This is a genomic window from Butyricimonas hominis, assembly GCF_014287455.1.
Lineage (GTDB): Bacteria > Bacteroidota > Bacteroidia > Bacteroidales > Marinifilaceae > Butyricimonas > Butyricimonas muris.
The window spans coordinates 19,703-36,882 of the sequence record NZ_JACOOH010000003.1; the positions used below are offsets into that span (position 1 = coordinate 19,703).

Annotated in this window: 11 protein-coding genes and 1 pseudogene; 8 read left to right on the forward strand and 4 right to left on the reverse strand. The window is 47.1% G+C overall.

Features of this window, described 5'->3' with window-relative positions; all coding sequences use genetic code 11:
• Positions 1-214 precede the first annotated feature (214 nt).
• The 8 genes and pseudogenes from H8S64_RS07040 to H8S64_RS07075 all read left to right on the forward strand — a co-directional run bounded on the left by H8S64_RS07040 (position 215) and on the right by H8S64_RS07075 (position 12,857).
• On the forward strand, positions 215-4,252 hold the full coding sequence (locus H8S64_RS07040) for a helicase-like domain-containing protein (RefSeq protein WP_186975526.1): 4,038 nt from the start codon (positions 215-217) through the stop codon (positions 4,250-4,252).
• Positions 4,253-4,908: 656 nt separating this feature from the next.
• The gene (gene ltrA / locus H8S64_RS07045; protein WP_118032878.1) at positions 4,909-6,582 is read left to right on the forward strand and encodes a group II intron reverse transcriptase/maturase; all 1,674 of its coding nucleotides are present in this window, start codon (positions 4,909-4,911) and stop codon (positions 6,580-6,582) included.
• A gap of 98 nt (positions 6,583-6,680) precedes the next feature.
• A pseudogene (locus tag H8S64_RS07050) lies at positions 6,681-7,664 on the forward strand (DNA methylase); the annotation flags it as partial.
• 430 nt (positions 7,665-8,094) lie between these two features.
• Positions 8,095-8,508 (forward strand): DUF4313 domain-containing protein, encoded by a 414-nt coding sequence (locus H8S64_RS07055; protein ID WP_186975528.1) that lies wholly within the window; start codon positions 8,095-8,097, stop codon positions 8,506-8,508.
• A 772-nt stretch (positions 8,509-9,280) separates the two neighbouring features.
• On the forward strand, positions 9,281-11,014 hold the full coding sequence (locus H8S64_RS07060) for a ParB/RepB/Spo0J family partition protein (protein WP_186975529.1): 1,734 nt from the start codon (positions 9,281-9,283) through the stop codon (positions 11,012-11,014).
• A gap of 896 nt (positions 11,015-11,910) precedes the next feature.
• Positions 11,911-12,189, forward strand: coding sequence for a hypothetical protein (locus tag H8S64_RS07065; RefSeq protein ID WP_128129136.1), 279 nt, complete (start codon positions 11,911-11,913; stop codon positions 12,187-12,189).
• A 7-nt stretch (positions 12,190-12,196) separates the two neighbouring features.
• Positions 12,197-12,469, forward strand: coding sequence for a hypothetical protein (locus tag H8S64_RS07070; RefSeq protein WP_128129135.1), 273 nt, complete (start codon positions 12,197-12,199; stop codon positions 12,467-12,469).
• A gap of 31 nt (positions 12,470-12,500) precedes the next feature.
• Positions 12,501-12,857, forward strand: coding sequence for a hypothetical protein (locus H8S64_RS07075; RefSeq protein WP_128129134.1), 357 nt, complete (start codon positions 12,501-12,503; stop codon positions 12,855-12,857).
• Positions 12,858-13,039: 182 nt separating this feature from the next.
• Here H8S64_RS07075 and H8S64_RS07080 read toward each other — a convergent pair whose 3' ends face one another.
• Genes H8S64_RS07080 through H8S64_RS07095 form a run of 4 tightly spaced genes read right to left on the reverse strand, consistent with a single transcriptional unit; the run spans position 13,040 to position 17,168 of the window.
• A complete protein-coding gene (locus tag H8S64_RS07080) occupies positions 13,040-13,573 on the reverse strand; it encodes a glycoside hydrolase family protein (protein WP_186975530.1) in 534 nt (177 codons plus the stop codon).
• The gene (locus tag H8S64_RS07085; RefSeq protein WP_186975531.1) at positions 13,570-15,756 is read right to left on the reverse strand and encodes a type IV secretory system conjugative DNA transfer family protein; all 2,187 of its coding nucleotides are present in this window, start codon (positions 15,754-15,756) and stop codon (positions 13,570-13,572) included. Before H8S64_RS07085 ends, H8S64_RS07080 begins: the two co-directional genes overlap by 4 nt.
• Positions 15,743-16,459, reverse strand: a complete 717-nt coding sequence (locus H8S64_RS07090; RefSeq protein ID WP_255469487.1) for a DNA-directed RNA polymerase subunit alpha C-terminal domain-containing protein — start codon at positions 16,457-16,459, stop codon at positions 15,743-15,745. The genes H8S64_RS07085 and H8S64_RS07090 overlap by 14 nt, the downstream gene beginning before the upstream one ends.
• A 43-nt stretch (positions 16,460-16,502) precedes the next feature.
• Positions 16,503-17,168: an Lcl C-terminal domain-containing protein gene (locus H8S64_RS07095; RefSeq protein WP_186975811.1), complete on the reverse strand. Its 666-nt coding sequence runs from the start codon at positions 17,166-17,168 to the stop codon at positions 16,503-16,505.
• Positions 17,169-17,180 lie beyond the last annotated feature (12 nt).

Consider the following 17,180-nt stretch of genomic DNA (forward strand, 5'->3'; position numbering starts at 1 on the left):
TGGATTTTTCAGCAAAGGTAACCGCCGGTTTCCATTCCTGCCAATGCCGGCATTCTGCCCGTGGGGTCTCGGAAAAATCTTCCTCTCCGGCTGTCGAGCGTATTTTTCCTTACCGGCCATGGCGGATGGTCACCGCCACCTTTCAAGGCAGAAAAATAATCCCTGCGGCCGCAAACGGGCCGAAAAAAGGGAAATAAAAAAATTAGGTTAAATCATGGGTTACAACAAATTGACATCATTATCGGCCAACATCAAGGCCATAGAGACAGCAGTAGCTATCCGCACACAGGGCAGGACAGCCACGCAAGAGGAAAAACAGGTATTGGCGCAGTATTCAGGTTTCGGCGGTATCAAGGATGTACTGGACTTGGGTACGGACAAACCGCTTGACAAAGGGGTTGCAGGGCTTTTGAACCGTCTGCTGGATGCGTTAAGGACACTTGCAGGGGGTGACGAGGCAGCTTGCCGTTCGCTTGTTGAAAGCATCAAGTCATCTGTATTGACAGCGTTCTACACGCCGCAATTCCTGATTGACGCAGTGGCGGCACAGATACACAAGACCTTTTCTGCCAACGGCTTGCAGATGCACAGCTTTCTTGAACCGAGCGCAGGTATCGGCGGTTTCCTGCCTGTAGCCATGCCCGGCACACGCAGCTATGCCTTTGAAAAGGACACCATTACAGGACTTGTGCTTTCGCTGCTGCATGAGGACGCAACCACCGTAACGGCAGGCTTTGAAACGATAGACACACAGGAGCTGGAGCATCGGAAATTCGATGTCATTGCCTCAAACATTCCTTTCGGCAACTTCCGTGTCTTCGATGCCGACCTGTGGAAAAAGGGCGGTATCTATGAACAGGCTACAAAGACTATTCACAACTACTTTTTTGTCAAGGCTATGGAACTGCTTTCTGATGGCGGTCTGCTGGCTTTCGTCACGTCAAGAGGTGTGGCCGACACGGCAGGAAATAAGTTTGTACGTGAGTATCTGGTGAACCATGCCAACCTTATCAGCGCAGTACGTTTGCCTGACGCTCTTTTCATGCAGACAAGCGGTATCGAGGTGGGCAGCGACCTGCTCATATTCCAGAAGCATACCAATAAGGCGGCACTCTCCGCACGTGAACAGATGTTTTTGCAGGTGGGCAAAGAAATGTACGATATGAGCGGAACGATGACCGAAAACGCCAACAGGCTGTTTTCCATGCCGAAGACCGTACTGGCGACCGATAGCCGTATCGTGATGAACCAACATGGCAAATATGTACGCAAACACCAGTGGCTCGGCTCTGATGCGGCCATGGCACAATACCTTTCCGCACTTCTGAAATACGACTTTGACCGGTATTTCCGTAAAAACCTTTTCGGACAGCAGGGCGAAGCGTCCGTGCAGATGTCGCTGTTCGGGATGCAGGAGACGACCGCACTCTCCGTAAACAGAGGACGGAGGCCATATACTGAAAAGCTCGATGATTGGATGAAAAGCGGTACATTGGTAATGTTCGAGGGGCAGATTGGTACGGTCGTGTTCCGCAAGTCAAGCCACTATGCAGATGTGGCCGTGGATTTCGTTCCGGTGGACGAGGGAAAGGTCAATATGGAGCGTGCAGCCGACTATTTCCCTGTCCGTGAAGCGTATTTCATGCTTTCTGTCAAGGAAAGGGATCTGCAGACCGAACAGACTGCCATACGCGAGCGGCTGAACACGCTGTATGATGCCTTTGTAGCCAAATGGGGATTTTTCTATGAGAACGACAACAAGGAGTTTATCATGCTTGACAGCCTCGGTGTCGAGGTGTTCACTATCGAAATGCAGCTTGGCGGCGATATAGTCAAGGCCGACATCATGCGTGAACCTGTGGCTTTCACGAAGATTGCGACAGACCGTATTCTACAGCCGTCGGAAGCACTGGCAAGCAGCCTCAATTTCTACGGCAAGGTGGAAATGGACTATATCATGCGCTCTACCGGCCTGTCTGATGAAGATGTAATCGAGGCACTGCAGGGCGAGATTTACTACAATCCCCTCACGGAAGAATGGGAACACAAAGGCAGGTTTCTTGCCGGAAATGTGGTTGACAAGTACAAGGAACTCACATCCTGCCTTGATGACCTGTCCGGCAGGGAAAGGGATTGGACGGAAATATCCGCAAGGGCACTGGAGAACGCAACGCCCGAACCGATACCTTATGAAGAGCTGGATATCAATATGGGCGAGCGTTGGATTGACCCGCAGCTTTACGCCGACTTTGCGGCAGACCTTTTCGGGGTGGAAGCCGAAGTGATGTACTTTGATGTCAACGATACCTATGTGGTGCGTCTGAAGGGTTACTCCCCGGCAGCATACAACACCTATTCTGTGCGGAATTTCAACGGTGAAGACCTGTTCGTCCATGCCTTGCACGATACCGTACCCGAAATAACCAAAGAGGTGTATCGCAACGGCGACAAAGTTCGTGTGCCAGACGAGGAAGCCATTCAGGAAGCGGCTACCAAGATACAGGAAATCCGCAGCAATTTCAACCAGTGGCTCGATGCCTGTTCTCTGGAAGTCAGGGATGAACTGATACGCACATACAACGAACGTTTCAACTGCTATGTCCGTCCGGCCTATGACGGCTCGGCACAGACCTTTCCGCAGCTTTCCTTTGAGCAATTCCCGTACAACGAACTTTATGCGTCACAGAAAGACGCAATCTGGATGATTAAGCAGAACGGCGGCGGTATCTGCTGGCACGAAGTAGGCACAGGCAAGACGATGATTATGTGCGTTTCGGCTTATGAAATGAAGCGTCTGGGATTGGTACAGAAGCCTCTGATTATCGGCCTTAAAGCCAATGTACACGAAATTGCCGACACGTTCCGCAAGGCATACCCGAACGCCAAAATCCTGTACCCGGGTAAGGAAGATTTCACACCGGCCAACCGCAAAGAGGTGTTTTCCAAAATCAAGAACAACAACTGGGATTGCATTATTTTAACGCACGACCAGTTCGCCAAGATACCGCAGTCCGAGGAAACCATGATAGAGATATTCACCGAAGAGCTTTACGATGTGGAGCGAAGCCTTGAAGTGTTGGAACAGTCCACCATGCGCTACCGTAGCCGCAAGATGCAGAAAGGGCTGGAAGTGAGACAGGAAAATCTAAAGGCGAAGCTGTCAGAACTCCGTACAAAACTGGACGGCCGCAAGGATGATACCGTGGACTTTCATTCAATGGGTATAGACCACATCTTTGTCGATGAATGCCACATGTTCAAGAACCTCATGTTCCAGACACGCCACAACAGGGTGGCAGGTATCGGAAACACAAAAGGCTCGCAAAGGGCGATGAACCTGCTGTTTGCCATCCGTGACATCCAGCACCGCACAGGCCGTGACCTTGGGGCTACGTTCCTGTCCGGTACGGTGGTGGTAAATGCGCTGACAGAGTTGTATGTGATGTTCAAGTATTTGCGTCCACGAGAACTCAAGCGTCAGCAGATTAGCTGTTTCGATGCATGGGCGGCCATATTTACCAAAAAGACAGCCGACTATGAACTGAACGTGACAGGCTCAATCAAGCGCAAGGAGCGTTTCCGCACTTATATCAAAGTGCCGGAACTGGCGATGTTCCTGCGTGAAATCACCGACTACCGTACAGCCGACATGATAAATCTTGACGTGCCGGAGAAAAACGTCCGCTTCCTCTCTTATGCGCCGACAGTCGAGCAGGAAGAAATGATCGGTCGCCTCGTTTCCTTTGCCGGTAGTGGAAACTGGGAAGACCTCGGGCTTGACATGATCGAGCCGGACAACCTCGACAAGGCAAAGATGCTCATTGCTACCAATGTGGCACGCAAAATGGCTCTCGACATGCGCCTTTTGGGTGAGAAGTTCAGCGATGATGCAGGTAACAAGGCTTCCATTTGCGCCCGGACAATCTATGACTATTATGTACGCTCGGCAGCCAATAAGGGTACGCAGTTTGTCTTCAGCGACCTAAGTACCTACAAGCCTAACGAGTGGAACATCTATACCGACATCAAGGAGAAGCTGGTACGCCTCGGCATCCCTGCTGATGAAATCCAGTTTATCCAGTGCGCCACCACGGAGAGGGCAAGGAAACGCCTCTTTGAAGACATGAACAGCGGCAGGGTGCGTGTCCTCTTCGGCTCTACATCCATGCTCGGTACAGGGGTCAATGCCCAGCAGCGGGCTGTGGCGGTGCATCATCTGGAGATACCGTGGGTGCGACATGAAGTCGCATAGATAATTGTTGGAATGATACTTACGGGTATCAGCTTTAACCCGCTGTTCCGTCAGCGGTAGCCTACCGACCGATGCACCTTAATGTTGTATTAAGCGGTCGGGACGAAGTACACTTTCGCAAGACAAGACAGAACCGTGAGGGGAAGTCAAGTACGGTTAGTATCATACCGTAGAGTGGCGAGGCTGGATAGTATGGTTAGCGCAAGCGAACTGTTAGTAAACTTCGTAATGTCACGAAAGAGTGTAAGATACTGGCACACTCTACCCAAAAGGGAAGCGGTCGGTTAATCCTCTCCATGGTAGGATTACACGGATATAAGCACCGCCGGAGGATGAGACAGAACCTAACCTATCCGTTAGTTATCTATGTGGAACATGGTAAGCCTGTATATCTCCTGTCATGTAAAAATGACAGGTAAGCTGACAGCAATGAAGGCCGAATGGTGTGCAGGTATAAGATAACAGAAAAAGCGAACGCTGTTCTGTAATGGAGCGGATACGGATTGAACCGACATCACGGGCTGATGTGGGCGACATCATCCGACACGAAAGTGGGCAGACTTCTGTGACGACATTAGGTAGGCAATCAAACCGAATGTTGTCAAATGGTGATTCTTTACAATTAACTTTTAGAACTTTCAAAAGGAGGAAAGCAAATGAACGAAAACAAGACATCGTGTGCGCCTGCTGACAATCAGCAAACACTTTGGGACAGAATAGACTGGACTAAAGCGGAGTTGGCCGTCAGAAAGCTACAAGCACGAATTGTAAAGGCTCAGAAGGAAGGCAGATACAACAAGGTGAAAGCCTTGCAGTGGACGCTGACCCACTCTTTTTACGCAAAAGCCTTAGCCGTAAAGAGAGTTACTTCTAACGGAGGTGGCAACACCCCCGGAGTGGACATGGAAACATGGGAGAAACCTGAAGCAAAAACACAAGCGATAAGCGAACTCAAACGCAGAGGCTACCAGCCGAAGCCATTGAGAAGAGTCCACATCAAAAAGAGTAATGGCAAACTGCGACCGTTGGGAATACCGACAATGAAAGACAGAGCCATGCAAGCACTCTACCTTATGGCATTAGAACCAGTGTCGGAAACAACAGCCGACTCACGTTCATACGGTTTCCGCAAGGAACGCCGCTGTATGGACGCGGTAATGCAATGCCATAACATTCTCCGAAAAGGCTATTCTCCCGAATGGATTCTGGAGGGTGACATAAAGGGGTGCTTCGACCATATCAGCCATGAATGGCTGCTTGCCAACATCCCTATGGACAAGGCAATACTCCGAAAGTGGTTGAAATGCGGCTATATCTTCAACAAACAGATGTTCCCGACAGAGGAGGGAACGCCACAAGGTGGCATTATCTCTCCCACGCTTGCCAATATGACATTGGACGGATTGCAGAAAGTCCTTGCAGAGAAATATAAACGAGTTAGAATCAAAGGTAAGTTATATTCGCCAATGGTGAATCTTGTCCGTTACGCTGATGACTTTATAATTACCTGCGAGAACCGTGAAACACTTGAAAAGGAAATCAAGCCATTGGTAGCCGACTTTATGTCTGAAAGAGGTCTGACCTTATCAGAAGAAAAGACGGTGATAACCAATATCCATGACGGTTTCGATTTTCTCGGTTTCAACATCCGCAAATTCGGCAATGAAATATTGACCAAGCCGACCAAGAAAGCCGAAAAACGCTTTATGGAGAATATCCGTAAGGTGACAAAAGGTCATAAGGGTTGCAAGCAGGAATCATTAATCAGGATGTTGAATGCTAAAATTCGAGGATGGGGAGCATATTATCAGCATGGGGCGACACGTGATTCTTTTCACAGAATCGACCATCAGATATTTCTCGCCTTGTGGCAATGGGCTAAACGCCGTCATTCCAAGAAAGGGAAACGGTGGATAAAAGACCGCTATTGGCACAATATCCGAGGGAATAGCTGGACTTTTGCGGCTAAGTTCAAGAAATCAAACGGCAAAGAAGACCAACTTACTTTGTTGAAACTGGCATCTTCGTTTCCTTTTCTGCAATATACGCAGATAAAGGGGGACATGAATCCGTTTGACGCAGACTGCCGCCTGTACTTCAATAAAAGAATGAAGTCAAAGATGCTTGTGACGCTGAAAGGACGTAAATCCCTGCTTTACCTATGGGAAAAGCAAGGTCGGAAATGTCCGATATGTGGTGAACCGATTGACACGCATAAGGCATGGAATGTAATGCCGACCGTACAAGACGGACGGAAATGCAATCTGTTGGTTCATGATGAATGTTTCAAATTATCCCGTAAAAAACAATGGAAACAAGAAGTAGGATGAGCCGGTCTCTGCACACGAACAGAGACTTTGAAAAGCTTGAGCCGTATGAGGGGAAACCCTCACGTACGGTTCTGAGGGGGGAAGAGGGCAGTAATGCCCTTGACCTACCCGATAGACCTGCCGACATGGAGCAGCGCAACGGTCGTGCGGTACGCAAGGGTAACACCGTGAAGCTCTGGGGCGGTAACGTGGTGGATATTGTAATCTACGGAACGGAAAAGACGCTCGATGCCTACAAGTTCAACCTGCTCAAAAACAAGCAGATGTTCATCAACCAGATAAACAACGGCACTATTGCCGTGCGCCGCATCGACGAGGACAGCATGGACGAGGACAACGGCATGAACTTCGCCGAGTTCGTGGCTATCCTTTCAGGAAATACCGACCTTTTGAACAAGGCCAAGCTCGACAACAAAATCATGCAGCTGGAGAAAGAACAGGCCATATTCAAGAAAGAGCGCATCCGTGCGGAGCGCAAGATTGCGGCCAACACGGAAGCTGTCGGCAAGGCAGAACGCATCGTGGCGCAGGTCGAGCAGGATATGGAGTATATCGCATCCTATAGTGGCAGCAGGGAAACGCTGTTGCTCAATCTGCCGCAGGCTACCCGGGAAGAGACAGGCCGTGAACTGCACCGCATAGCCAAGACATACAGGGGCGAGGCATACCGCACCATTGGTAGCTATATGGGGCTAAATCTGTTTGTCAGCAGCGAGTACACCCTTTCCGGCTCGTTCGACCGTAACGTTTTCTTTGTCGAGGGCGTAAGCGGACTGAAATACCGCTGTGGCGTGTCGGGAGCCTTGCCGTTGGGATTTGCCGAATCGGCACGCTACCCGCAGGCCGCACTTGAAAGGATGCCGTCATTGATAGAGAAACAGCAGAAACAGATAGCACAACTCCAGCACGAGATACCGACCTTGCAGGAAATCACCGCCCGGAAGTGGAGCAAGGCGGAAGAACTGGAACGCTTGAAACAGGAATGTAAGGACTTGCAGCAACGGATTGACGAGGCACTCAAGGAAGCCGAGCGTCCGCAGTCCGAAGTTCCCGAAGAAGAAAACACTGTCAGGGCTGCCTGACCGTGATTCGTTGATTTAACCTTTTGCCTGTCCGGTCGTGATGATCGGGCAGGTTTTCCTGTGTTCCGTCCTGCCGGGACCCGGTTGGCTTTTATAAGCCTGGCATCTACCTTTTTTATCCTCCTTTTCCCTTTTTATCGCCTCCCTTTATATCTGTCTTTCAATCCTTTTATATCTTTGTCCTTGCAGTCCGTCCTGACCTTCCGGCTTATTGTTCCGCGAAAGTAACGGATAACAGCTGTACCTTGCAAATCCTCACGGCCTGCGGTGGCCGACGGAAATCTTCCTTCTCGGGGAGAAGCGTATTTCTGTCGCCAGATTTGTCCGGTTGCCGTTATCACTTTCGTGGTGCGGAAAAATAAATCCGGCGAAGGTCTTTGAGGACCGAAAGCAGGGAAAGAAAAAAATAAACTTAAAAAACGATAGCATTATGGAAAATGAAATCAGAGAAAAGGAAGTGGTTGTTGACGGCAAGACTTTGACATTGTTACACAAGGATGGAAAATGGGTTTTCCCGTTTGTCACGTATTACCAGCATGGACTTGGAACACCGCTTTGTCTGGCATTGTTGGCGTATGTAGAAGACTGTAACGAATTTGAATCGGAAGCTGTCATCACGGTCAATCTTCCTGGCGCGGAACGCAGTGCCGGGTGCCAGTTCATCGACACGAACAACAACGGGGAAGAAGTTCTCGACTGGCTCATGCTTTACGGATTATGTACTCCTACCGGCAGATATGCCGTTTCGGGTTTCTGCAAATATCCCGAGGTGGATTTTTATCAGAGCGAACGCTTCATGCAGCAGAAAGAGCTTTGCGACAGGTATTTCAACTTCGTTGATTGACAGGCAGGAGAAGGCGGTCATACGGGACTGCCTTCATGGCCTTGTCTGCCATTGTCCTTTTATATGGATACCTTTCCGGTATTTTCTTCCTTTTATATCCGGCTTTCCCTACCCGAAATTAAGGTATGATGTCTGTGCCGCAGTCCGCCCTTCACTTCAAGGTACGGAAGGCTGTGCCTGATCAACGGCAGTCTGCTTCATACCACTTCATGCCGGAGCTTCGACCCGTCGAAACAACCGGTATTCCGCTATATGGGCATCCTGCCAGATTGTTGCTCCGGCACATTCCGCCTTCTGTCCGTATCTTTCCTTTCCGGGCCGACGGCGTCATGGGCAAACGGTGACACATTCTGCTTGTGCCGTCCGTCGTGCCTCCGGAATGTCACAGGCAGAAAGAGTCTCCTTTTTGTTTGCCCGGCAGACTGTTTCTTTTACCCACCCAAGCCGTCATTCCTTTTATCAGATGCCTTTTATACAGGCCGCTGGCCAATTCCTGTTCTATTTGCGATTATTGCCAGCTGTCATTCCTTGTCTGCCACCGCATAGGTTTTATCGGGTGCGAATGTAGGCTGTCGCGCCTAATTCTTCCGTTTTGAAGTGCATTTTGAAGGAAAATCTTCCTTGCTGGGCAAGAGTATTTTGCTTCAAAAAAACGTCGAATGGGCTGTACCGACATCCTTGTTCTGCACCATAAAACCCCAAGGCGGTCTGACAAAAAGGAACCGACCAGAGGGAAAATAAAAATATTATTAACAATTAAATTCAATGAATTATGGAAAAAAAAGGTATGCAGTCAGTAGAAGAAAAGAACATCAGTATGGTAGCATTGGCAGACATTCAGCCGAGCGGTTACAACCCACGCAAGCATTTTGACGAGGCGAGCCTTGCGGAACTGGCAGACAGCATCCGTCAGCAAGGGGTCTTGCAGCCTATAGGAGTACGCCCGATTGATGAAAGTGGAAAATTTGAGATAGTTTTCGGAGAACGCAGATACCGTGCTTCCCTTATGGCGGAAATGACGGTAATTCCGGCGGTCATACTGAACGTGTCGGACGAGGTGGCAGAGGAAATGGCGGTAACGGAGAACCTGCAAAGAAAGGATGTTACACCCATTGAGGAAGCAAACGCATATCAGAAACTTATTGAAAGCGGTAGGCATGACATTCAGTCTTTGGCCGTGCAGTTCGGTAAGAATGAAACCTATATACGCACTCGCTTGAAGTTTACCGCACTTATCCCCGAAATTGCGGAACTTCTGGAAAAGGACGAGCTGACAATTAGTGTAGCAAGTGAAATCTGCCGTTATGGCGAAGACATTCAGAGAGAAGTGTTCGATAAACATCTGAAAGAGGGTATTACGTATGGCAGTTGGCGAGGCATGAAAGCTACCGAAGTTGCGAAAAACATAGAACGTGACTTTACGGCCGACCTTGACCGCTACAATTTTGATAAAACACTTTGTCTGTCATGTCCTCACAATACGAACAACATGACCCTCTTTTGTGAGGGTGGTTGTGGAAATTGTGCAAAGCGCAGTTGTCTTGCTGAAATGAATACGGCATTCATTGTAGAAAAGTCTGTTCAGGCATTAAGTGCCCATCCGCTACTTTCTCTTGGGTACAATCCATACTACTATGATGCAGACGCAGTACACCGCCTTAAAGAGTTGGGCTATGAAGTCACAGAACCTTCAGGCAGATGTTACCAATACCCCGAATTGCCGGAAGAACCGCAGTCCTCCGACTATGAAACGGAAGATGCGTTCAGAGAAGCCAAGTTGGAGTACGACCAGGAAGTCAACGACTATATGGAAGAATGCAAGGAACTGGTTCGCAGAAACGAAGAGGGAGAGATAAGCCTGTACGCACAGATAGGTCAGAAAGATATTTCCATGTGCTATGTGGAAGTGCCAACACAAAGTTCAGGCAGCGGACAGACTGCAGGGCAGGAGCAGCTGTCACCAATACAAAAATTGGAAAAGCAGGATAAACGCAACAAGGAAATTGCACGTGAGAAGACCATAGATGATGCCAAGAGACGGATTTTCGAAGTTGACGTGACAGAAGCTAAATTTGGAGCAGAAGAAGACAAGATGATATATTTCTTCCTGCTTTCATCGCTTCGCAAAGAGCATTTCGCTATAGTTGGCATAGAGAATGAAGACATTCGGTATTTGTCTGACGAGAATAAACTGAATATTATAGCCAATCTTACTCCAAAGGCAAAGGCTGTTATCCGCAGGGATTATCTGATAGCCAATTTCAAGAGTAACGCATACGGAAACAATGCCGTAGCCGACCTGTTGCTTGAATTTGCGCAGAAGCACATGCCCGAAGCATTGGCTGAAATCAAGAGTTCTCATGATGAGGTGTACGAAAAGCGTCACCAGCGCATCGAGGAAAAGAAAGCTGTCCTGCAGGTACAGGAACAGGCAAAGCATGAGACAGAACATTCTGAAAGTGATACTACCGAACAACAGCCTCAGTCTCAAGAGGCTGCTGCCTGACCATAATTCATAATTTGTTTCAGATACAGGACGGAGAAATCCGTCCTGTATTTTTTGTATCGGTTTCTCATGTTACTGCCCGAATCACTTTTTTATCTACCTGCTTTTTCTCCGGTAGCCTTTGACTACAGGAGATACCCGGTCCGGATCTGTGGCTGATGACGGAATCCGGCACGAGCAGTCATCTGTCATCGGCCGCTCCGGGAACCTTTATAATAGTTCCTCTTGTATATACGCCAGTGTTCTGGCTGTCCTTTTTTACCGGCTTCTTGTCTTTCGGCAGCTTTTGGCTGCTGAAACAATACACTCCGGGATTTTGGCTGATTCCTACTGACGGCACAAGCAGTCATCCGTCATCGGCCGCCCCGGAAGACTTTTATATCATTCTCTGTTTCATATGTGGTTAATGTCCTTTTTTATTCACCTCCTTATCTTCCGGTAGCCTATGGCTACTGGAATCATCCCGGTCCGGATCTGTGGCTGATGACGGAATCCGGCACGAGCAGTCTTCTGTCATCGGCCGCTCCGGAAACTTTTATAATTTCTCCAGTTATACACCATCCGTCACATTGCCCCACCGCCACCCTTGTCCCATTATATTTTCCCCTTTTATACAGAAACTAGATGTCAAGTTTTTCTTTCGCCCTTCCTTTGTCGCCGCATTGGTTTTATCAGGTGCAAATTTAGTCAGCCGCGCCTGCTTCTCACGTTTTGAAATGAATTTCTTGATAAAATCTTCCTTGTCGGGCAAGAGTATTTTACCAAGAAAAAACGTCGGAATAGGCTTTTACGGCAGACATTTCTCGCACCATAAAACCCGAAGCGACTCCGGTAATAAGGAAGCCGAACTGAGGGAAAAAATAAACGAGTTATCAAATTTAATAATAGAATCAACTATGGACAAAAACATTCAGGAATCTAAAGAATTCCGCCTTGCCAAAGATTGGGAAATGGCGGTGAACAGTTTTTCTTTCAATCCGAAACGCTTTGCGGCGGCAATCCCTACAATGCATCCCACGCTGCAACAGAGCCTGTACAGATTGATCAAGGAATGCATCAAGGTTATGGCAGATGATACCCGTTACTACGATGACCGTAACATGGCTTCGCATGAGGAAGCGAAATGCCTGATGGAATACCTCAATAAGCATGGACGTAACATACCTCTTAAATAATTGAATTATGAAAACAAAGGAATATTTTTTTGACGGCAATACTTATGTATGTCGTATTGTTCAAGCCAACGATGGCGAAGAACTTATTATCGCACCTACCGCCTTATTGGATGCAATCCAACCCGGTAGCTTTGAAGATGAAAATGAAGGCTTTGCTAATAAGGAAGCCGAATATATTTATGACGAGATTTTTTTCTTCACTGATGCGGAAACTCTTGCTTTACCAGAGGAACAGTTTATCGAAGAGCTGAAGAAGGATAATCGTGAGTGGTTTGAATAATTAGTATGTAATCATTAAATACTTTAGCATTATGGATAAAGATTATGTTATGCGTATAGCCGGAACAATCCGCGAACAGCTGGTATCAATGACCGACACAGCAATCCTTATGTCATGGGGAATTCATGAATTTATGGCAACGGTATATAAGGATTTGCCTGGACTGAAGTTCTGTGTCAACGGACGTCTCTTTCAGGGGTATGTCTTGATTTGCCTGAACGGTTCAGATTATTATGAGGTGTATCTTCAGAATGAGGAAGGAACCAGCTGCATTAGTGATGAAGTTTGCTTCGATGAACTGGGAGAGATTATCGACAGCCATATAGAAAGCGGAACGGACAAGGAAGAATATGCCCGTTTCTGTGAACAGTTGATATCATTTCACTAATATTAAACGAGAAGTCCTTCATTTTTGGAGGACTTCTTGTTTAATTTCACCAATATCTCAACAATATAGCTTTTATTGTGGCTTATTTCCTTTTTCATTTCCTCATTAATTGTTTTTGGCTGTAAATGGTACTCCGTTACAATGTCTTAAATTCAAACAGGAATCTAATTGTCTCGACAGACTTACTCTTCAAAAAGCAGCATAAATTCTACCTTCCTCCTGCGTTCGATGCTTTGTACGACCTTACCTCTATAGCAGCGGAAAGAAGTATACTCCTTATATATGTTTCTGTCTCCTGCTTCCAGTTTTTGTATGAGTTTGCTTTTGGGTAGATTTTTACTGCCTAAAAGGCGGAATGCGCCCACTTGGTAAGCCAAGCAGGCTAAAATCACTGAATCGCGTCCAAATTTACTGAATAAACGGCAAAACTTCATCATGTCCGCTCTTAAAATAGAATCTCCCTGAGCTTTTGTGATGTTGTTGGTAAATCTCTCTCTGGGAAGAACCTTATGTCCCCATCCAACATAGGGCCAGTGCTTTTTCTCTCCATGCCAGCTCTCATAGAATTTTATACAACTGATTGCCCGTTCCAGCGGTGGAAGACTGTATATGGACAGTTGGGTGGATGCCGGTTTTGCTCTGTACCTTTCCTGCCCATATACTGTCGTCATAACTACTATCATCAGCATGAAGACAAATATTTTTCTATACTTCATTTGGCTCCTCGTTTGTTCAGTACATCTTTAATCATTTCCTTCACATCCAGCCCTACCTGTACAAAGTTTTTGTACAGGATGCGTTCCCTTTCGTCCCTTGAATTGAATGTATAGAATTTTGGCAGTGGTACATATCCGGCTTCTTCTTTCTTTATTTCTGCCATATCAAAGTCCGTTTTACAGAAGAACTTTGTGGTCTTGAACTCTTCCGATTCCTGAATGTTCATTGTCCCGCCGTTGCCTACCTTGGTTTTCACGAAGTCACGGGCTGTCTGTCCGCAGATCCATCCGGTAGGCATGTCGGATATCTTTGATGCAGGTACCAGGCTGTCCATGTTCTCGTTCAGGTTGATACTTGTTTTGTCACGGTCTATGGTTACGCCTTTTTTCAGCTGAACCACTTTTCCGAAAATGTCATTCGACAGCCATTCCAGTGTCTCTTTTGAGCGTGCAGAACCGCTTACCACATTACCCACAGTGGTGATAATCTTCTGCATACCTACCTTGCCGTAGTCGGCTTCAAGCTGTGGCAGTTCCTGGAATCCCAGCGTCACGCTTACTTTGTTACTTCGCGCTGTACCAATCAGTCGGTCTATCTTATGGAAATACAGTGTCGGCAGCTCATCCACGATGATGCTCACCGGGATATTCTTACCCTGCCCGGTATTCACACGGGTCACAAGACGGTTCAGGATAAGGGCATTCAGCGCACCGATGATGCTTTCCATCTCCGGGTCATTGGCTATAAGCAAGTAACTTGGGTTCTTCGGGTCGCTTACCTTCAGGTCAAAGTCGTCTCCGTCCTTGTGGAATATCCAATAAGATTCTTTGGTAGCTAGACGGGATGTATATACTCTTAAAGTACCGATCATACCTTCCAACTGTTCCATAGCCTTATTCTTGAAGGCAGTCTGAAACGGTCCGAGTAGGGGGGCTACCTCGTTATCTGTTTCCAGTACCTCAAAAATAGTTTGGTAGCTTTCATTCAGAAATGACAATATGTGTGGCATATCCGAATACTTACCCAACCAATAGGCAGGCTCAACGATATTACCGCCCTCTTTGTCTCGCACCACTCCAGTTGGTTTCCAGAACTTAGTTTCCGGATCTTGTCGTTTTTCAGCGTACAGCTTGTTCCCCTTGGCATCATATGGCTCTCTCTCGTAATTGACAAAAAAGTAGATACAGGCTGCCAGGAAGTTCACAGCAGAAGTCTGGAAGAACTGGTCGCTTCCGCCGCCACCTTCTTTTTTCCCTTTCTGCAATGATTCAAGCAATGTCTCAGCTGTTTCACTTGCTGCGGCCAGGTTGTTGATATATTTTGCCTGTATAGGGTTCACACGACGGCTGTATTCTACATCCACAAAGTTGATGATGTTAAACTTACAACCTTGTGGCAGTTTGCCCAGTTTCTGGTTCTTCTTGTAGTGATAATACAGTTTTGTCGCCAAGGTAGGGAATTTATAATCGTACACGACCATAGCAAACCCCTTGGCAGAGTGCTGTCTGATAAATGGTTCGATGATTGAAAATGTCTTACCGCTACCCGGTGTACCTACCACCCATGTCCCGCGGAATGGGTTGCTTATACTTACCCAACCCTTACGGAATTTACCTTTGTAATAGTATCGCATGGGGATGTTCACACTGTATTTGTTTTCTTGTATTTCCTCGCTTTGTTCGAAGCTTTCATTCTCAAAATTGAACCTGTCTTTCATCAGTCCGTCTTTTAGGAACTTCGAAATGTTGTCCAGTGCGATATGGATCAGTATAACGCCTGTCAGTGAGGCTGCCATATAGAACCAAATATTAAGTGATAGTTTGTACAGACGTATATCCATCGTATAGTTATATAACCATACAGACAGTACAATCAATCCCACGCCGCCCACGAGTGGGTACAGCACCATTCGCCGGGCATCAAATTCCAGCTGTTTCTTGTTACGTGTACCGATACAGGTGATACAGATGAGCAGGAAGGTTGCCACCTTGCTGTACACCAGATGTCCGTCATTATATATCATCCAGCGCTTGATACGTCCGTGTATATCACACAATATTCCGCCCCAATTGTCAAGCAGGGCTGGATCCAGTGCATATTCAAAAAACTCCATAAGCACGGATATGTAGATTACAGCCCGGAATATTCTATAGAATCCTTGCAATTCCTTACTCTCTTCCATAGTTCAATACATTATTTGTTGATTTTCTGCGATACCAGCGGTCGTTTATTCTGATTACATCCATGCCGAACCATACGCCGTTTTCGTTCAGCTTATTCTTTATCCTGTCAATGGTCACCGGACCGACACCCCAAATATCCATAAGGTAATCCTCACTCAGATAAATCAATTCACCTATATATAAAATTCCTTCTTTTGCAAGTCGTTCTCGCACAGAAGGTGTAACACCAAGGCTGGTAATTGCCCTTGACAGGAAAGATATTTCTTCTGCATCTATGTTGTTGACGGCAATTTCAAGACCTAATTTGATGCTCTCTATTGAATCTACATAGTTTTCCATATCTCTGATAGCTTCTTCACGTTGTTGTATGTCTTCGCGTAGATCCTTAGCTTTGTTTATCAACGTGGTGTTGCTTCGTTTCAGTTCCGTGTTTACATCAGACAAGACACGGTTGCTATCCTCAAGTTCCTTTTGCCTGTTTTCCAATTCATTCACAAGGTTTTTCAGTCGGGTTACTTGATATGACAGCACTGTGTATTTTTCGTTGTCGGCAGACATTTTCCCCAGCAGTGAACCGAATGCCGACACAAGGTTGTCTACCCGTTGTTTATCAGACTCAGCTGCATCAGCGGCAGCCTTCTTTTTGTTTTCCAAATATTGGTCTCTCAGTCCCTTGGCAATAAGGACTATTCCCAATATCATCACAACCAGGTAGAAGTATAAGGTACTATTTTCATTCATGGCCTTATTGTTTATATATGCTTATTATTGGACGTAATTTATGAGATTTTATTTTGGGTGTCTCCTGAATCACACCGCTGCCCATCGAAAAGAGCCAGGCTTTAGCAGTCTGTTGACCGTCCACTTCCGTCGATGTCCAGTACCAGCACTCGTCTGTTGCTGACGGCAGAGTGTCTCCGCCGCATTTCTCTATTATAGGATTGATTGTCAGGCGTGCCGAATACATCAGACGCATCTCAGCTACAGAAGGGATGAAAGCACTCTGACCATACCGCCACATATCAAATACGGTTTCAGCCATAGGTGAAGTGGTTTCCTTAGTATCATAGATGGCAAATGTGTTTTCGTTACCATCAAATGCATCTGTCATGGCTGATGTTCCCTGCTCGATACCGAGACTGTCTGCAAAAGCCTTCGGCGCCGTATCCCACAGATATACAGCATAGCCGTTTCCGGCTGTCTCACCGGTCGGATTTGTATGGAATATTACGGCAATGGCTTCTTTGCCGCTGGTTGCATAGTCATCGTATGCCAAGACGCTGCCATCTACGCACAGTACATGTCCCGGACGCACAGAGGTGTCTTTCTCCATAATATGGGCATCGCAGCCCATTAGCAGGACAGCTGCCAGTATTGCCGGCAATAACCGGCAGATTCTAGTTTTTGTCATTCCTTTCATCTT